Genomic DNA, 16396 nt, shown 5'->3' on the forward strand with positions numbered 1-16396 from the left:
CCTAGGCGTCTACAGGCGTCAGCGTCCTTGCCGCCGCACGGCGCGCGGCTTGGGTGATGTCGCGCAGGGCCGGGGCCATGATCCGGCTCACCTGCCAGTAGAGCGGCGTACCAAGAGTGCTGCCCGGCACCAGTTCCACCAGATCCCCGCGCTCCAGATAGGGGCGGGCCAGTTGCACCGGGTTCATGCCCCAGCCGAGGCCTGCAGTCGCTGCATCCAGAAAGGCCTGTGTCGACGACAGGTAATGGGCGGGCGGCACGACATCCGGGGTCACATGGGTCGCCAGCCAGCGGTGCTGCAGGCGATCCTTGGTGTTGAAGATCATGCAAGGCGCGCGTCCAGCGGCCTCCGGCGTCAGCCCGTCTGCGAACCAGCGCGCCATGAAGGCGGGGCTGGCGGTGGCCACATAATCCAGCTGCCCAAGCGCAAAGGCATCGCAGCCCGCCACCGGGCGTGCCTCGGCGGTCACGGCGGCAGAGACCTCGCCCCGGCGCAACCATTCGGTGCTGTGGTCCTGATCGTCGATCACCAGTTCGAACAGCACATCGCCCGCCGCCACCATGGCCTCGACAAACCAGGTGGCAAGGCTGTCGGCGTTCACTGCAACCTTGAGCCGGGCGGGCGCGCTGGTGGTGTCCAGCGACAGATCCCGGCTCAGCCTTTGCTCCAGCAGGGCGACATCTTCGGCATGTTTGGCGATGCGCAGGCCGGTTTCGGTGCCCGTGCAGGGGCTGGTGCGGTTCACCAGCGGTGTGCCGATGCGATCCTCCAGCGCCTTGATCCGCTGCGAGACGGCCGAGGGCGTCACCCCAAGCAATGCGGCAGCTGCGTCAAAGCTGCCAAGATGGAGGACCGCCGACAACGCGGCCAGTTGAGGGGGATCAAATCGCATTAGCTGTGCTTAATCCAAGTGAGTATCTTTAATTGGATTACCGAAATGCATCGGGGTAGTCAAAGTGACATTGACCCAGAAAGAAAGAGCCACGCCATGTTTTCGCCTCTGCTTGCTGTCGATGCCTTACCGACCCTGATGGCGGGCTTTGGCCTCGCCTTCAGCCTGATCCTGGCCATCGGGGCGCAGAACGCCTTTGTGCTGCGCCAAGGCATCCGGGGCCAGCATGTGCTGCCGGTCGTGCTGACCTGCGCTGTGTCGGACGCGGTGCTGATCACCGCCGGGGTGGCCGGATTTGGCAGGCTCACCACTGCGCTGCCGTGGTTTGAGACCGTGATGCTGATCGGCGGTATTCTGTTTCTGACGTGGTATGGGCTGCGCGCTCTCAAGGCGGCCTGGACGGGCGGTGCCGCGCTCAGAACCGAAGGGCAGGGCGCCCAGATGGCGCTCTGGCCCGCAGTTCTGACGTGCCTGGCGTTCACGTGGCTCAACCCGCATGTCTATCTGGATACGGTGGTCCTGCTCGGGGCGATCTCGGCGCAATATACGCCGGCGTGGATCTTTGGCCTTGGTGCGGTCACCGCGTCCTTCGTGTTCTTTTTCACGCTGGGCTATGGCGCGCGGCTCTTGGCGCCGGTCTTTGTCCGACCGCGCGCGTGGCAGGTGCTGGATGCGCTGATCGGCGTGGTGATGCTGGCGTTGGCGCTGAAACTCGCCCTGATGTGAGGCCGCGCGCAGGGCCTGTGCAGAACCAACAGGCTGTCAGACGGTCTCGCATGGTCTATCTTGAAAGGCAGAGTTGCGAGGAAAGGACAGGCCCATGAGCTGGAACCCGACACTGGAACCAAAGTGCCCCGATGCGGGCAGCCTCGACAGTATCGAGACGCTGATCATTCCCCGTGCCCGCGATATCGGTGGGTTTGAGGTGCGCCGCGCCTTGCCCGCGCCGCGCCGCCAGATGGTGGGGCCGTTCATTTTCTTCGACCAGATGGGCCCGGCGGAGTTCCTCACCGGCGGCGGCATCGACGTGCGTCCGCATCCCCACATCGGCCTTGGCACCGTGACCTACCTCTATCAGGGCGAGTTTGAACATCGCGACAGCCTCGGCACCCATCAGATGATCCATCCGGGCGCGGTCAACTGGATGGTGGCCGGCAAGGACGTCACCCATTCCGAGCGCACCTCGGAAGCCACCCGCAAGGGCCAAAGCAGCCTCTTTGGTATCCAGACATGGATCGCCCTGCCGGAAGACAAGGAAGACATGGCGCCGGTGTTTGAACACCACGGCAAAGAGGCGCTGCCTTACCTGACGGGTGAGGGCAAGGAGGTGCGCCTGATCCTCGGCACCGCCTGGGGAGAAACCGCGCCCGTTACCATGCAGTCAGAAGCCTTCTATGCGGACGTGATCCTTGAGGCGGGCGCCAAGCTGCCGATGCCCGACAACCATGAGGACCGCGGGCTTTATATCACGCAGGGTGCGGTAGAGGTCGCGGGCCAGACCTTTGAGACCGGCCAGATGATGGTGTTTCGCCCCGGCGATGCCATCACCGTCACCGCCGGGCCGGAGGGCGCGCGGCTGATGGCGCTGGGCGGCGAGACCATGGGCGGCCCCCGCCATATCTGGTGGAACTTCGTCGCTTCCTCGAAAGAAAAGATCGAAGAGGCGAAGCAGGCCTGGGCGCGCGGCGATTTTGCCAATAACCCGCGCTTTCATCTGCCGCCGGGGGACGACAGCGAATTCATTCCGTTGCCAGACCGCTGAGGCCCTTGTCCGAAAGCGAAATGCGGCGGGTCAGGTTGATGCGCTCCAGAAACGGCTGGTCGTGGCTCACCACCATCAGCGCCCCGGTGTAAGCCCGCAATCCGGCCTCCAGTGCCTCAATCGCGTCCAGATCAAGATGGTTCGTGGGCTCGTCCAACACCAACAGCTGCGGCGGTGAGGGCCGTCCCAAAGTGCAGGCCAACCCCGCCCGCAGCCGCTGTCCACTGCTGAGGGCCCCGGCCTTGCGGTCACCGTCGCCCGCCCGGAAGCGAAACCGGGCCAGCGCCGCGCGGGCGTCGGTTGCGGTGGCCTCCGGGTTCAGGCGGTGGTAATTTTCCGCCAATGTCTGATCCCGCGCCAGAAGGCTGACGTGTTGATCCAGCAGCACCGGATCCACGGTCAAGGCGATGTCTCCCGCAGTTGGCACCAACTGGCCAAGGATCACCGACAGCAATGTCGACTTGCCACAGCCGTTGGGACCGGTGAGGGCGATCCGCTCCGGGCCGGTGATCTCCAGCGACACGTCCCGGAGGACCGGCGCGGCCTCGGCATATCCCGCCGTCACATTGGCCATTTGCAGCACCCGTCGCGTGGCCGACAGGCCGGTGTCGGCGATCTCCATCCGGATCGGTTCCAGCACCTCGATCCGCGCCCGGGCCTCCGTCAGCGCGTCCTCGGCAGTCGCAAGACGGTCTTCATGCAGCCGCGCCGCTGCCCCTTTGGAGGCCTCGGCCCGTTCCTTTGCCTTGTCGAGCAACATCTTGGGCTGACTGCCAGAGGCCCGCGCGGCCTTGCCCGCCTTGTCGCGCCGTGCCTTGCGCTCTGTCGCCTCTTGCACCCGACGACCGAGCTGCTTGCGGGTTTTCTCCGCCTCCGCCAGATCATGATGCGCCGCCGCCAGGGCCGCGTCCCGCTCAATCCTGAAACTGCTGTAGGGACCGGTATAGCGCGTCGCGCCAAGCGCGGTCAGTTCGACAATGGCGTCCATCTCTTCGAGGATATCGCGGTCATGGCTGACCACCAGCGCGGTCCCGCGCCAGGTCCGGAGGATCTCACGCACAGCGGCGCGCCCCTCGATATCGAGCGTATTTGTCGGCTCGTCCAGCAACAGGATGTCGGGGGACTGAAACAGCAATGCCGCCAGCGCGGCGCGCGTGCGCTGGCCACCGGACAGGCCGGCCAGCGTGGCCTCCGGCGCAATCTGCAAGCCGCAGGTCGCAAGGGCGGTCGCCATGCGGGCGGTCAGGGTCCAGTCGGCCTCGGCTAGATCCGTGGTGGTGGCCGTGCCTGCGTCCGCCCGGTTCAGCAGGTCCAGATGCGGGGCGACGCCAAACAGCTCGGCCAGACTCAGCGTCTCATCAGAGGCCACGTCCTGTTGCATCCACCCCAATGACCCGGTGGTGATGACCCGCCCCGACGCGGGGCGCAGCTTCCCTGCGATCAGGCGCAGCAGGGTCGTCTTGCCGGTGCCATTGCGACCGACAATCCCGGTACGTCCGGGGCCGAATGAGAGGGAAAGATCGTCGAAAAGCGGCCGGGCGTCAGGCGCGGACCAGCAGAGGCTTTCGAGAATGACGGAGGCGGAGGGAGACGGCATGATAAAGAACCACGTGCAGCGACACAAAAAGGGCGAGTGCGGCAAGGGTCTGGATCATGGATGCGGTCTTCCTCTGTTACCTATCCTTCAAACATAGAGAGCCTGGAGCCAATGGCAAGGGGGCGACCGGTCAGGGCGGGCCGCTTGTACCCGTGACGCGGATGTAAAAGGGGTACAATATTTCACAAGTGAAGGGTTGTCTTGCCCCAGCAATGGGTGTCTGTTTTGCGCCATGACCGATGCAACGACCCTGACAAGCGAGCCGACCTCCAACCCTCTGCGTGGTGTCTTCTGGATGCTGGTGACGGGGCTCAACTTCGTGGCGGTGACGGCGCTTGTGAAATACATGGGGCCGCGCATCCCGCCAGCCGAGAGCGCCTTTCTCCGCTACCTCCTGGGGCTGGTGTTTCTGATCCCGATGATTGGCTCGCTCAGGGCGGTGAACTGGACGCGGCAATTGCACGGGCTTTTTGCGATGCGGGGCGCGGTGCATGCGCTTGGGGTCATCATGTGGTTCTTTGCCATGACGCGCATCCCATTGGCCGAGGTCACGGCGATGAATTACCTCTCGCCGGTCTATGTCACGCTGGGGGCCGCGCTCTTCATGGGCGAAAAACTGGCGTTTCGCCGCATCGCGGCCATCGCGGTGGCGCTGCTGGGCGTGGTGGTGATCCTGCGCCCCGGCTTTCGCGAGGTCTCGCCGGGCCATTTGGCGATGCTGGTCACCGGATTTGCCTTCGGCCTGTCCTATCTTCTGGCCAAGACCATGGTCGGGCGGACAAATCCGACCGTTGTGGTGGCGATGCTGTCGCTCTGGGTGACCCTTGGCCTCGCGCCCTTTGCGCTGATGAATTGGGTCACGCCGACACTGGCGGAGCTGGGTCTGCTGTTCTTGGTCGCCTGTTTTGCAACCGCCGGCCACTACACCATGACGCTGGCCTTTGCCGCCGCGCCCCTGACGGTCACGCAGCCGGTGACCTTCCTGCAGCTGATCTGGGCGACGCTTCTCGGGGCGCTGGCCTTTGGCGAAGGGGTCGATGCCTGGGTGGTTCTGGGCGGCACCATGATCCTCGCGGCCGTCACCTTCATCACCTGGCGTGAGGCGATGCTGAAGCGGCGCACGGTCACGCCAGCGCCATATGCGATGAAATCCTGACCGGGCGAGGTCTGGCCAATTCGGAATTTTGAAATATTATGCGCTCCGCCTGTCGTCAGGGCGTTACACTTGTGTGATACGCCTGACTGCGGAAATACGAAGTCAGTGGTGCCATGCTTCATCATCTCTTGAGACGGCTACTCTGGCTGGTGCCCGCTCTGGCGGTGTCTTCCGGCGCGCAGGCGGCATTGGATGTTTGCAACGACACCGCTGCCAGTCACAACGTCGCCATCGGCTATGAGAGTGAGCAGGGCTGGATCTCGGAAGGGTGGTGGCAAGTGCCCGCAGATGGCTGTGCGCGCGTTGTCTCCGGCGATTTGCCGCGCCGCTTCTATTACCTCCGGGTTGAGACCGAAGGCTGGGGGTTTCTCGACGACAAACTGGGATTTTGCGTTGATGACAAGGCCTTTGCCATTGTGGACGACGACAATTGCGCCCGGCGGGGATATCGGCAGGAAGAGTTCGCCCGGATTGACACGGGACCGGACACACCAGATTTCACATATGCCCTGAGCGCCAACCTGAAACGCGATTTCCTCAACTCCGCCCCAAGTGCTGCATCATCGCAGCTCAGGCATATCGCTGTGTTTCAGGGCTGTTTGCGCGAAGTGGACCCCTACGTGAGTTTCTGCACCTTCATCGGCGAAGGGCGGCGGTTCGTGGTCTATGATGACGGTCGGACACCAGATGCGCTGCTGCAGCAGATGCATTCGCTCCCGCAGGGGCGGAGCGTCGCGCTGACGGGCCAGCGTGAAGATGTGTTTGATACCACGTCGGAATTGATCCTCAGCAACATCGAAGTGCTGCCGATGGACCGCTTTGATCGTCTTTTGGCACGGCTTCAGGGCCGCTGGCAATCGGTCGATGATCCCAATGACAGCTTTCGCGTGACCGGCGCAGAGCGCGTGAACACCTATGCCGGTGCGGAAACATCAGTGGAGTATATCTCGATCCAGACGCAATGCGCCGGCAGTAAAGACGAACAGGGGATGTATCTGTTCACCTGGGACCGCAATGCCGGGACCAGCCTGTGCTATCGCATTGCACAGGCGTCCGACGAACAGCTGTCGCTGGTCTATCTGCCGATCGGGACCCAGCTGACCTATCGGCGTGAGAGTTGAGGGGGGGGGCAGGGGCCTGCGCCGGGTGGCGGTTCAGGCGACCAGCTCTCGAGAGGTGACCAGATCCACCACCCGATGCGCGGCGCGGCGGGCGCTTGCGCTGTCGAGCGGGTCGTCCGACTGCGCCGCCTGAAGCCAGACACCATCCATATAGCTTTGCAGCGCCAGGCGTGCGGTTTCGATCTGGTCGGCGGGGACAAGCTGGCTCAGCTCGGCCACAAAGTGGCTCCGCACCCGCGAGCGGTTGATGCGGTGCAGGCGGGCCAGTTTTGACGAATAGGGCGCGCTGGCCCAGAACTGCATCCAGATGCTGCATTGCGGCACAGTGAAGAGCGAATCTGAGAAGTTCGCATCCATCAACGCATAGAGCCGTTCGTGTGGCGATTCGGCCTGTCCGTAGCCCGCCACCATGGCGTAGCGCAGCTTGCGCAACAGATGCCGCATGGTGGCCTCCATCAGCCCTTCCTTGGAGCCGAAATAATAGCTGATCGAAGCGGCGGAGGTGCCAGCTTCCTGTGCGATTTCCGCCATTGTTACAGTGCCATAACCCCGTTTGTGAACGGTGACGATGGTGGCTTCAATCAGTTCTTCGTTTCGGATGTCGCGGATGCGTTTTCGTGCCATGAAATAAGAGTGCGTCAGCCCGGATGAGTGTTCAAAAATTGGCGTCCAAAAACCAAAACTTGAATGACCATTCAAAATTTGGTTAGGTTATGCAGACCCTGATTATCACGATCACGGTCTCCAACAACAATAACATCGCCCCGCCGGGACGCCAGTGTGTGTTCCTGCGACCAATTCACTGGGAGGTGAAATTCATGACCTATTTGATCTCAGCAGGTATTCTTCTGGCGTTCGCGCTGGTCGCATTCTGCGTCATCAAGTGGTGGAACCTGGAGGTGGTCGGCGTCACACCCGTGCCGCTGTTCACGTTCATCGCAATCCTGTTTACATCCGGTCTCGACGTGGGGCTGATCATGTTCCCGCTGGCCTGGGACTTCCCGCTTTATGCGGATGTGGAAAACAATCCCGCCTATGGGTTCACCAACCCGCTGGCGCTGGAGTTCGGTTTCTGGGGCTTCTTGATCTGGGGCTTCTATTTCCTGACCACCTTCTACTTCTGCGTCATCGAACCGCGGGTGAAGTTCTTCGAGATCCCGGTGGTCAAGTGGATCAACAACATCGTAATCATCGGCACCTGTGCCTTCACCGGCGCATTGTTCCTGATCTATCTGCCGTATTACGCCACCTTCATGGGCGACGGTGAGACGGTGATCCCGGCCTTCTATGTCATCACCTTCCTGGTGATCCTGTTTGCCGCCTTCTCCTCGACCGACATCAAATACGTGCGCATCCTGTCGCTGGGCTCCACCGGCCTGTTCATGGTGCTGATCCTGGGCATGTGGGCCTATTCCGGCATGGGTCTGGGTGAGTTTGCGGGCACCGCCGGCAACATCGGCGGCTATTTCTCCAATATCCACAAGTTCGTGCTGCCGCTCACCGATTACCACGAATTCTACCTGTTCTGGTGGTTCGCCTGGTCGATCATGATCGGTCAGTTCACCTCGCGCTTTGTCGGCGGTCTGAAGACCTGGCAAGTGCTGGCCGCGCTGCTGATCTTCCCGTCGATCCCGCTCGGCGTGTGGTTCTCGGTGCTGTACTACTACCACCTGAACGAGATCCCGACGACGCTGTTCATCAATGTCTCGATGATGGTTGTGGGCGTTGTCTTCGTGATCAACTCGTTTGACTCGCTGATCCGCCTCTATACCGACAACCTGAACCTCACCACCAAACGCTTTGGCAAGCTGCCCTATGTGCTGGGCAACGCGGTTGTGCTCTTTGCGCTGACCGTCGCCTTCCAGAGCCAGTGGCTGCAGATCCAGTGGATCGGTGCGGTGGTGATCGGGCTCTACGTGAGCTGCCTGATCTACATCTTCGCGGTCAAGCGCAACGAGGTCATGGCCATCGAGGCCAGCCCGGATGAGAACGATCTCGATTTCTCCAAGATCGAAGCCGTGCACTAAGACGCACCTCGGTGTCGCCCTGCCTGTGCCCGCAGGTCGGGCGGCACCACCCCGGGTCCGCTCCGACCCATGCACGATCGACGCCTCCTGCGCCCATCCTGCATGTGCCGGTCCCCGAAAAACCGCACAGCTTCGTGTTCCGCATCTGCGGGCACGAAGAATTCCACACCTTCCCGCGCCCTGCGGGGCACCACGCTGACCTGAGAAGGAAAGAGGCGAGACCATGACACATCCGGCCCAGCCCAAAGCCAGCCATTTCATCAATGGCGAATATATCGAAGACACCTCCGGCACCCCGATCCCGGTGATCTATGCCGCCACTGGCGAAGAGATCGCCCGCGTGTATGCTGCCACCCCCGCCATCGTCGATCAGGCGCTGGCGTCTGCGCAGGCGGCACAGAAGATCTGGGCGAAGATGTCCGGCACCGAGCGTGGCCGGGTGCTGCGCCGCGCCGCCGACATCATGCGCGAGCGCAACCATGATCTGTCGGTGCTGGAGACCTATGACACCGGCAAGCCGTTGCAGGAAACTCTGGTGGCAGACGCCACCTCGGGCGCTGATGCGCTGGAGTATTTCGGTGGTCTGGCGGCAAGCCTGACGGGCGAGCATATCCAGCTGGGCGAGGATTGGGTCTATACCATCCGCGAACCTCTGGGGCTCTGCGTCGGCATCGGCGCCTGGAACTACCCGACGCAGATCGCCTGCTGGAAGGGCGCGCCTGCATTGGCCTGTGGCAACTCGATGGTGTTCAAACCCTCCGAGACCACGCCGCTCTGCGCGCTGAAAGTGGCTGAGATCCTGATCGAGGCCGGTGCGCCTGCGGGGCTGTACAACGTCATTCAGGGCATGGGCGAAGTGGGCGCTTCTCTGGTCACTGATCCGCGCGTCGACAAGGTCTCGCTCACCGGCTCTGTGCCCACCGGCAAGAAAGTCTATGCCGCTGCCGCCGAAGGCATGAAGCATGTGACCATGGAGTTGGGCGGTAAATCCCCGATGCTGGTGTTTGAGGACGCCGACATCGAAAGCGCCATCTCCGGCGCGATCAACGGCAACTTCTACTCCTCCGGTCAGGTCTGCTCCAACGGCACGCGGGTATTTGTGCACAAGGACATCAAGGAAACCTTCCTCGCCCGTCTGGCCGAGCGCACAGCGACCGCCAAGCTGGGCGACCCGATGGATGAAGAGGTGAACTTCGGCCCGATGGTGACGGAAAACCAGATGAACATCGTGCTGGGCTATATCGAGAAGGGGAAGGCAGAGGGCGCACGGCTGATCTGCGGCGGTGCGCGCGCCGAGATGGACGGCTACTACGTGCAGCCCACCGTCTTTGCCGATGTCACCGACGATATGACCATCGCCCGCGAGGAGATCTTTGGCCCCGTCATGTGTGTGCTCGACTTCGAGACCGAAGAAGAGGCGATCGCGCGCGCCAATGACACCGAGTTTGGCCTGTCCGCCGGTGTCTTCACCAAGGATTTCACCCGCGCCCACAGGGTGATCGGTCAGCTGGAAGCGGGCAGCTGCTTCATCAATTCCTACAATGACGCGCCGGTCGAGGCGCCGTTTGGCGGTGTGAAGGCCTCTGGCGTGGGGCGTGAAAACTCCAAGGAGGCGATCAAGCACTTCAGCCAGGTGAAGTCGGTCTATGTGCGCATGGGCGATTGCGAAGCAGCCTTCTGAGGTCTGCACCTAAACGATAGGGCGCGTCCTTTTGGGCGACGCCCACCCACCCACCCCGTCGCCCAAAAGGACGCGCGGGACCAGAGAAGCTATGCCTTGTGGTCAGCCCCTACGGGTCGGCCCTGTGACAGGAGAATGGACGCGATGAACGCGGATTACGTGATTGTTGGGGCCGGCAGCGCAGGCTGCGCCATGGCTTACCGTCTGAGTGAGGCGGGGAAATCGGTGCTGGTGATCGAACATGGCGGCACCGATGCAGGCCCGTTCATCCAGATGCCGGGCGCCTTGAGCTACCCGATGAACATGGCGATGTACGACTGGGGTTACAAATCCCAGCCCGAGCCGCATCTGGGCGGGCGCGAATTGGTCACGCCGCGCGGCAAGGTGGTCGGCGGGTCGTCCTCGATCAACGGCATGGTTTATGTGCGCGGCCACGCCGGCGACTACAACCACTGGGCCGAGAGCGGTGCCACGGGCTGGTCCTATGCCGACGTGCTGCCCTATTTCAAACGCATGGAAACCTGGGACGACCGCGGCCATGGCGGCGATCCCGACTGGCGCGGCAAGGACGGCCCGCTGCATGTCACCCGCGGCCCCCGCGACAACCCGCTGCATGATGCCTTTGTGAAGGCCGGGCAGCAGGCGGGCTATCCGGTGACCAAAGACTACAACGGCGAGCAGCAGGAGGGCTTCGGCCCGATGGAGATGACGGTCTACAAGGGCCGCCGCTGGTCCGCCGCCAACGCCTATCTCAAGCCCGCCTTGAAGCGCGATAATTGCACCATGATCCGGGCGCTGGCCCGCAAGGTGGTGATCGAAGACGGCCGCGCCGTCGGTGTCGAGGTCGAACGCGGTGGCCAGATCGAGGTGATCCGTGCGGATGTGGAGGTGATCCTTGCAGCCTCATCGCTCAACTCGCCGAAACTCCTGATGCTGTCGGGCATTGGTCCCGCCGCGCATCTGGCCGAACACGGGATCGAGGTGATCGCAGATCGCCCCGGCGTTGGGCAAAACCTGCAGGACCACCTGGAGTTCTACTTCCAGTTCGCCTCCAAGCTGCCGATCACACTCTATAAATACTGGAACCTCTTCGGCAAGGCGCTGGTCGGCGCGCAGTGGCTGTTTACCAAAACCGGCCTGGGGGCCTCGAACCAGTTCGAAAGTGCCGCCTTCATCCGTTCCGACAAGGGGATAGACTACCCGGACATTCAGTATCACTTCTTGCCCATCGCAGTGCGCTACGACGGTCAGGTCGCTGCCGAGGGGCACGGGTTCCAGGCCCATGTCGGCCCGATGCGCTCCGCCTCGCGCGGTGAGGTCACGCTGGCCAGCGCCGATCCCAACGCTGCACCAAAAATCCTGTTCAACTACATGTCGACCGAGCAGGACTGGATCGATTTCCGCAAATGCGTGCGCCTGACGCGCGAGGTCTTTGCTCAGGATGCGATGAAACCTTACCTGAAACACGAGATCCAGCCCGGCACCGACCTGCAAACGGATGAGGAGATCGATGGTTTCCTACGCGAACACGTCGAAAGCGCCTATCACCCCTGCGGCACCTGCAAGATGGGCGCGGTGGACGACCCGATGGCCGTGGTTGACCCCGAATGCCGGGTGATCGGCGTCGAGGGCTTGCGGGTGGCGGATAGTTCGATCTTCCCGCGCATCACCAATGGCAACCTCAACGGGCCCTCAATCATGACCGGCGAGAAGGCCTCCGACCATATTCTGGGGCGCCGTCTGCCGTCCTCAAATGCAGAGCCTTGGTTCAATCCGGATTGGGAGACCTCGCAGCGCTGAACCCTGCACTGTCGGTCACGCCTAGCCGCCCCCTGCATCCGCAGTGGGGCGGTTTTTTATGGACATGTCTGAAATTCGTGTTGGTCGGTGAGCGGGACGAAGCGGGATTTCGCTGCGGATGTGTCAAAGACTGCTTCCAATTTAGAAAACCGTATCACGCCCTTGGGAGTGCGGAAAAGTCTTTCGCAACTTTTTCCGTTTCTCCAGTTTCATGGTTCCAGCGGTGAACAGCTTCATCGAAAGAACTTGAACGGCCGGAAAAGATCAATACGTCGCCAGTACCGTTTGCTGCGATGCAAACGGCATCACTCGGCCAACCGGTCCAATTGGCCATCGCCCTTGTCTCCCGCACCACGTCGTTGACAGTTCTCTTGAGCCGCTTCTTGTCCGACTTGTCCCAAATGGGATGCAAATTCCACGTATCGCCGTCGCACACGACGACGCCACCATTTTGGTCCATAATTGAAATTCGATAGCTGTCTGGAAACGTGAAGCCCAATGCGCTTTCGCAGTCCTCAACATAACTCTCAGCAACTGGCCACGGCATCCTTCTCGATCCATTCATAGAGTTAAACTTGCAGTGAGTCGAACTTGATCGCAAACGACTTTTCTTGTCTAGCAAGATATCGGGTTACAAAGGCTCGAGTGTTTGACTGCAGCCTAAGCGGTCATAGGTGCGTGACGCAGCATCCTTCAAGATGGGCTCAAAGCTGACCAATCTGACTTGAAGGCTGTCCCTTTATTCCTCTCCCTGTGCCCGATCAGACAGCTACTCCTTCTCGTAGTGGGGGGAGTTGCTGTACGGCTCTTCACACGGCTCAAAACCTTTGCCACCCAAGGCGCACAATGTTGCGGCGCTTCAAATCGGGCGTTGGTGCGGGAGCCTGACTTGAAACCCGGATGTCGTAGACGGTCCGACCAGCCTATTCCCGCGCGTGTACACAGCGGTCGAGGAGACGGGAGCCGTGACCCGGGGCAGGCTCGGCGCGGTGAACTCACTGCTTGTGCGGTCTCCGGGCGCTGGTGAATGCTTGCAAGCGCGTCGAACAACGATACCCACTATAGAACGGGATCGTCTCTTGGCTATGCCTACCGCAAGTCATTCGGGGTTTGGAATTCCTCCAAAACTTGATCCCGGTCAAAGTGTGTCTGCGAGTCATCTTCTAAGCTCTTGTCAAACAACACAGACAAGGAGCGAACAGATGTCGCATACCCCGCATGAACTGGCCGAGGAATTCCCCGAAAAAGCCGCGCTGATCAGTGATCTGAAGCAGTCGGACGCTCATTTTGCAAAGCTTGCGGATGAATACCACGACGTGAACCGCGCCGTGCACCGCGCCGAAACCAATGTGGAGCCGGTCTCGGAGCAGGCCGAGAGCGAGCTGCGCAAGACACGCGCGACGCTCAAGGATGAGATCTGGGGGATCCTGTCCAAGGCCTGAGGGCCGAGGGAGCGGTGAACCACGACGGGCCGCAGCAAATCTGCGGCCCGTTTTGCGTCAATTCACCCGGTAGGGCAGCACGCTGCGTTCATTGGTGTCCACCGTGAGGCGGCGTTCCAGTGGTGGCACCGAGCGCTGATGGCAGTGCTGGCGCTCGCAGATGCGGCAGGAAATCCCGATCGGCTCAAACGCCGAGGCCTGCGTCACATCCAGCCCGTCTGCAAAGACCAGCGCATCCGCGTGGCTCACCTCGCAGCCCAGTGAGATCGCATAGCGCCGCACGGGCGCGCCAAAGGATCCGCCCGGTTTCGACACATCCCTCGCCAGCGAGATATAGCGCACCCCGTCCGGCGTCTCGGCCAGTTGCCGCAGGAAGCGGCCCGGTGTCTCAAAGGCGCGGTGCACGTTCCACAGGGGGCAGGCGCCGCCAAAACGGGCAAATTGCAGCCGGGTGGCAGAATGGCGCTTGGTGATGGTGCCGGCCTGATCGACGCGCACAAAGAAGAATGGAATGCCCTTGGCACCCGGGCGCTGCAGGGTCGACAGCCGATGCGCCACCTGCTCGATCGATGCGCCAAAGCGGATCGCCAACAGCTCCAGATCGTGACGGCAGGCCTGCGCAGCCTCAAGGAAGCGGGTGTAGGGCATCAGCGCCGCACCGGCGAAATAGTTGGCAAGACCGATCTTTGCAATCGACCGGGCTTCTTCGGTCTGGAACTTTGCAAAATCCAGCGTTGCATCCAGCAGGTCGCCGTAGCGCAGGAGTGCCAGCTGCAACAGCATCTGAAACAGTCGGGTCTGCGGCGCGGAGCGATGCGACAGCGCCAGCACCTTGGTTTCCGGATCATAGGCACGCAGGCCTTCCATGTCGCGCAGGGTCAGGGTGACGCCCATCTCCTGCAGGGCGGTTTCGGCGTTGAGGCGGGTGTCGCCGCTGCCCGAAAACCGCTCGGCCGCGCGGTCGACCGCGTCGATGTAATTGTCGCAATAGTGAAAGAAATCGCGCACCTCCTCCCAGGGGCTGGCCTGAATGCGCGCATCCTCGCGCCCCAAGGCTTCGTCCAGGGACGCAAGTCGCTCGTGGGTCTGGCGATAGGCGCGGTGCAGGCTGAGAAAGGCGCGCGCCAGTGCTGGCGCGTTGGAGGCGGTAAGACGCAGATCCGCCAGCGGCGGCACATCATCGGCAAAGACCGGATCGGCCATGGCCTCGCGCATGTCGGAGATCAGCCGCTCGCTGTCCCCGGATGACAGCTCCGTCACATCCAGCCCGAACTCCTGCGCCAGCGCCAGCACCACGGTGGTGGAGACGGGGCGGTTGTTGTTCTCCATCTGGTTTAGATAGGGCAGGGACACGCCGAGCTTCGCGGCGAAGTCCTTCTGGGTAAGGGCGAGGCGGGTGCGCATTTCGCGCAGCTTCGCCCCGGCATAGAGCTTTTGGGTGGCCATGCAGCATGCCTTTGCAAATAGGATCCGCTAAAACTGTAGAAGTGCAAAGTCAGGCTGGCAAGTCGTGGAATGTCGCCAGCGTCTGCGTTGCGTCTGACGCGAGGCTCCCGCCTGCGACGCCCAGCTTTGAAAAGCTGACGTTGCAGTTGGGCCGAGCGCGTCGCGCCCCGAATGGGGCGCGCGTCGCGCGGGTCGCTTCGGGCGCAGCCCGAAGCGAAACACCAGCCTTCGGCGTGGCGTTAGGCCGGAAAAGGCTTAGACCGTGAGGCCAAGCTGACGTTCTCGTTTTATCACGTAGAGGATGGCGATCAGCCCGAAGATACTGCTGGCAAACATGATTTCCAGCAGTGGCGAGGCGTTGGAGCCCGGCGCCAACAGCCAGCTTGCGGCCGCCGACAGCGCAGCCCCGGCGCCAATCATGATCGCCGAAGACAGACCCGCCGCCGTGCCCGCCAAGTGCGGGCGGACGCTGATGGCGCCGGTGGTGCCATTGGGGATCGCCATGCCGTTGCCAAGGCCGACAAAACACATCAGGCCAAAGAAGCTCCACACCGTATCCCAGCCGACCAGGGTGATTGTCAGCGACAACCCGACCCCGAAGATGTTCACGATCGCGCCCCAGAATACCATGGCATTGATCCCGACGCGCTCCGAATACCGGCCTGACAGGAAATTGCCCATGAAATAGCCGAGGGCCGGCGCGGAGAGGTAGAAGCCCAGTTCGGCACTGTTGAGCCCGTAGACTTCGCTGCCCACAAACGGGCTGCCACCGAGGTAGGCAAAGAAGCTGCCCGCTGACAGGCCTGAAGCCAGCGAATAGCCCCAGAACCGCGGCGAGCGCAGCAGCTCGGGGTATTCGCGGAACTGCTGCAGCAGTGTCTTGCCGCTCTTGGTTGCGGTCTCGCCAAAATCGGCGTGAAAAATCGCCAGTGTCGCCACGCCGCTGGCAAACAGCAGCCAGAAGCTGGAATGCCAGCCAAAGGCCTGATCCAGAACCCCGCCAAGCGCCGGACCGATCATCGGAACCACGGTCATTCCCATGGTGACATAGCCGATCATGCTGGCCGCTTTGGGGCCATCGTGCATGTCGCGAATGGCGGCCCGGCTCAGCACCATGCAGGTGGCCACCACCGCCTGCGCCATGCGGAACGCGAGAAAGATGGGCGCTGTGGGCGAGAAGATGCAGCCCAGCGTCGCCAGAAGAAACAGGATCAGCGACGCCATCAACACCGGCCTGCGACCCATCTTGTCCGAAATCGGGCCGATGAAGATCTGCACCACGGTGCTCGACGCGAGGTAGAGCGGCACGGAGAGCGCGATCATGCGATACTCGACCCCGAAATATGCTGCCATGCTGGGAAGTGAGGGCTGAAAGATGTTCATGCCAAGTGCGGACAGGCCGGTGAGCAGGATCAGCGTCCAGATGGTCGGGGGCGTGGTGCGGGTCACTATACGTCTCGGTTTAGTTTGCG

At 62.2% G+C, this 16396-nt stretch carries 14 protein-coding genes; 8 read left to right on the plus strand and 6 right to left on the minus strand.

All coding sequences use genetic code 11. From position 1 onward, the window contains the following. Position 1: 1 nt before the first annotated feature. Complete coding sequence (locus R0J92_RS03350) at positions 2-892, minus strand: LysR family transcriptional regulator ArgP (protein WP_411050712.1); 891 nt, start codon at positions 890-892, stop codon at positions 2-4. Between the two features lie 96 nt (positions 893-988). Here R0J92_RS03350 and R0J92_RS03355 point away from each other — a divergent pair, with 96 nt between their 5' ends. Further along, positions 989-1618, plus strand: coding sequence for a LysE/ArgO family amino acid transporter (locus tag R0J92_RS03355; RefSeq protein ID WP_411050713.1), 630 nt, complete (start codon positions 989-991; stop codon positions 1616-1618). A gap of 94 nt (positions 1619-1712) precedes the next feature. Next, complete coding sequence (locus R0J92_RS03360; RefSeq protein WP_411050714.1) at positions 1713-2654, plus strand: pirin family protein; 942 nt, start codon at positions 1713-1715, stop codon at positions 2652-2654. Here R0J92_RS03360 and R0J92_RS03365 read toward each other — a convergent pair. Further along, complete coding sequence (locus R0J92_RS03365; protein ID WP_411050715.1) at positions 2632-4251, minus strand: ABC-F family ATP-binding cassette domain-containing protein; 1620 nt, start codon at positions 4249-4251, stop codon at positions 2632-2634. The genes R0J92_RS03360 and R0J92_RS03365 overlap by 23 nt on opposite strands. 232 nt (positions 4252-4483) lie before the next feature. Here R0J92_RS03365 and R0J92_RS03370 point away from each other — a divergent pair, with 232 nt between their 5' ends. Further along, a complete protein-coding gene (locus tag R0J92_RS03370) occupies positions 4484-5407 on the plus strand; it encodes a DMT family transporter (RefSeq protein WP_110684116.1) in 924 nt (307 codons plus the stop codon). A gap of 113 nt (positions 5408-5520) precedes the next feature. Continuing rightward, positions 5521-6528 carry a DUF1036 domain-containing protein gene (locus tag R0J92_RS03375; RefSeq protein WP_411050716.1) on the plus strand — a complete coding sequence of 336 codons (1008 nt, stop codon included), beginning with the start codon at positions 5521-5523 and terminating at the stop codon, positions 6526-6528. Positions 6529-6561: 33 nt separating this feature from the next. Here R0J92_RS03375 and betI read toward each other — a convergent pair whose 3' ends face one another. Continuing rightward, positions 6562-7152 carry a choline-responsive transcriptional repressor BetI gene (gene betI / locus R0J92_RS03380; RefSeq protein WP_106162846.1) on the minus strand — a complete coding sequence of 197 codons (591 nt, stop codon included), beginning with the start codon at positions 7150-7152 and terminating at the stop codon, positions 6562-6564. Positions 7153-7346: 194 nt separating this feature from the next. Here betI and R0J92_RS03385 point away from each other — a divergent pair, with 194 nt between their 5' ends. From R0J92_RS03385 to betA, 3 genes are all read left to right on the plus strand, one after another. Continuing rightward, a complete protein-coding gene (locus tag R0J92_RS03385) occupies positions 7347-8555 on the plus strand; it encodes a choline transporter (RefSeq protein WP_106163100.1) in 1209 nt (402 codons plus the stop codon). 223 nt (positions 8556-8778) lie between these two features. Then, a complete protein-coding gene (betB, locus tag R0J92_RS03390) occupies positions 8779-10236 on the plus strand; it encodes a betaine-aldehyde dehydrogenase (RefSeq protein WP_411050717.1) in 1458 nt (485 codons plus the stop codon). Between the two features lie 144 nt (positions 10237-10380). Then, the gene (betA, locus tag R0J92_RS03395; protein ID WP_411050718.1) at positions 10381-12036 is read left to right on the plus strand and encodes a choline dehydrogenase; all 1656 of its coding nucleotides are present in this window, start codon (positions 10381-10383) and stop codon (positions 12034-12036) included. A gap of 154 nt (positions 12037-12190) precedes the next feature. Here the strand turns inward: betA and R0J92_RS03400 are convergent, their stop codons facing one another. Beyond that, the gene (locus R0J92_RS03400) at positions 12191-12583 is read right to left on the minus strand and encodes an SMI1/KNR4 family protein (RefSeq protein ID WP_411050719.1); all 393 of its coding nucleotides are present in this window, start codon (positions 12581-12583) and stop codon (positions 12191-12193) included. A gap of 655 nt (positions 12584-13238) precedes the next feature. On the opposite strand from R0J92_RS03400, the gene R0J92_RS03405 reads away from it, so the two are divergent. Beyond that, a complete protein-coding gene (locus R0J92_RS03405) occupies positions 13239-13478 on the plus strand; it encodes a YdcH family protein (RefSeq protein ID WP_106162843.1) in 240 nt (79 codons plus the stop codon). Positions 13479-13535: 57 nt separating this feature from the next. Here the strand turns inward: R0J92_RS03405 and R0J92_RS03410 are convergent, their stop codons facing one another. Both R0J92_RS03410 and R0J92_RS03415 read right to left on the minus strand, forming a co-directional pair. Further along, positions 13536-14924 (minus strand): short-chain fatty acyl-CoA regulator family protein, encoded by a 1389-nt coding sequence (locus R0J92_RS03410; protein ID WP_106162842.1) that lies wholly within the window; start codon positions 14922-14924, stop codon positions 13536-13538. A 255-nt stretch (positions 14925-15179) separates the two neighbouring features. Next, on the minus strand, positions 15180-16373 hold the full coding sequence (locus tag R0J92_RS03415) for a multidrug effflux MFS transporter (RefSeq protein WP_317386529.1): 1194 nt from the start codon (positions 16371-16373) through the stop codon (positions 15180-15182). Positions 16374-16396: the final 23 nt, after the last annotated feature.

Source organism: Tritonibacter sp. SIMBA_163, assembly GCF_046535935.1.
Taxonomy (GTDB): domain Bacteria; phylum Pseudomonadota; class Alphaproteobacteria; order Rhodobacterales; family Rhodobacteraceae; genus Epibacterium; species Epibacterium scottomollicae.

What these genes read in the sequence shown, in the direction of transcription:
- betA (WP_411050718.1), top strand. Translation starts at nt 10,381, where the DNA reads ATGAACGCGGATTACGTGATTGTTGGGGCCGGCAGCGCAGGCTGCGCC.
- R0J92_RS03375 (WP_411050716.1), top strand. Translation starts at nt 5,521, where the DNA reads ATGCTTCATCATCTCTTGAGACGGCTACTCTGGCTGGTGCCCGCTCTG.
- R0J92_RS03355 (WP_411050713.1), top strand. Translation starts at nt 989, where the DNA reads ATGTTTTCGCCTCTGCTTGCTGTCGATGCCTTACCGACCCTGATGGCG.
- R0J92_RS03350 (WP_411050712.1), bottom strand. Translation starts at nt 892, where the DNA reads ATGCGATTTGATCCCCCTCAACTGGCCGCGTTGTCGGCGGTCCTCCAT.
- R0J92_RS03410 (WP_106162842.1), bottom strand. Translation starts at nt 14,924, where the DNA reads ATGGCCACCCAAAAGCTCTATGCCGGGGCGAAGCTGCGCGAAATGCGC.
- betI (WP_106162846.1), bottom strand. Translation starts at nt 7,152, where the DNA reads ATGGCACGAAAACGCATCCGCGACATCCGAAACGAAGAACTGATTGAA.
- R0J92_RS03400 (WP_411050719.1), bottom strand. Translation starts at nt 12,583, where the DNA reads ATGCCGTGGCCAGTTGCTGAGAGTTATGTTGAGGACTGCGAAAGCGCA.
- betB (WP_411050717.1), top strand. Translation starts at nt 8,779, where the DNA reads ATGACACATCCGGCCCAGCCCAAAGCCAGCCATTTCATCAATGGCGAA.
- R0J92_RS03405 (WP_106162843.1), top strand. Translation starts at nt 13,239, where the DNA reads ATGTCGCATACCCCGCATGAACTGGCCGAGGAATTCCCCGAAAAAGCC.
- R0J92_RS03360 (WP_411050714.1), top strand. Translation starts at nt 1,713, where the DNA reads ATGAGCTGGAACCCGACACTGGAACCAAAGTGCCCCGATGCGGGCAGC.
- R0J92_RS03370 (WP_110684116.1), top strand. Translation starts at nt 4,484, where the DNA reads ATGACCGATGCAACGACCCTGACAAGCGAGCCGACCTCCAACCCTCTG.
- R0J92_RS03385 (WP_106163100.1), top strand. Translation starts at nt 7,347, where the DNA reads ATGACCTATTTGATCTCAGCAGGTATTCTTCTGGCGTTCGCGCTGGTC.
- R0J92_RS03365 (WP_411050715.1), bottom strand. Translation starts at nt 4,251, where the DNA reads ATGCCGTCTCCCTCCGCCTCCGTCATTCTCGAAAGCCTCTGCTGGTCC.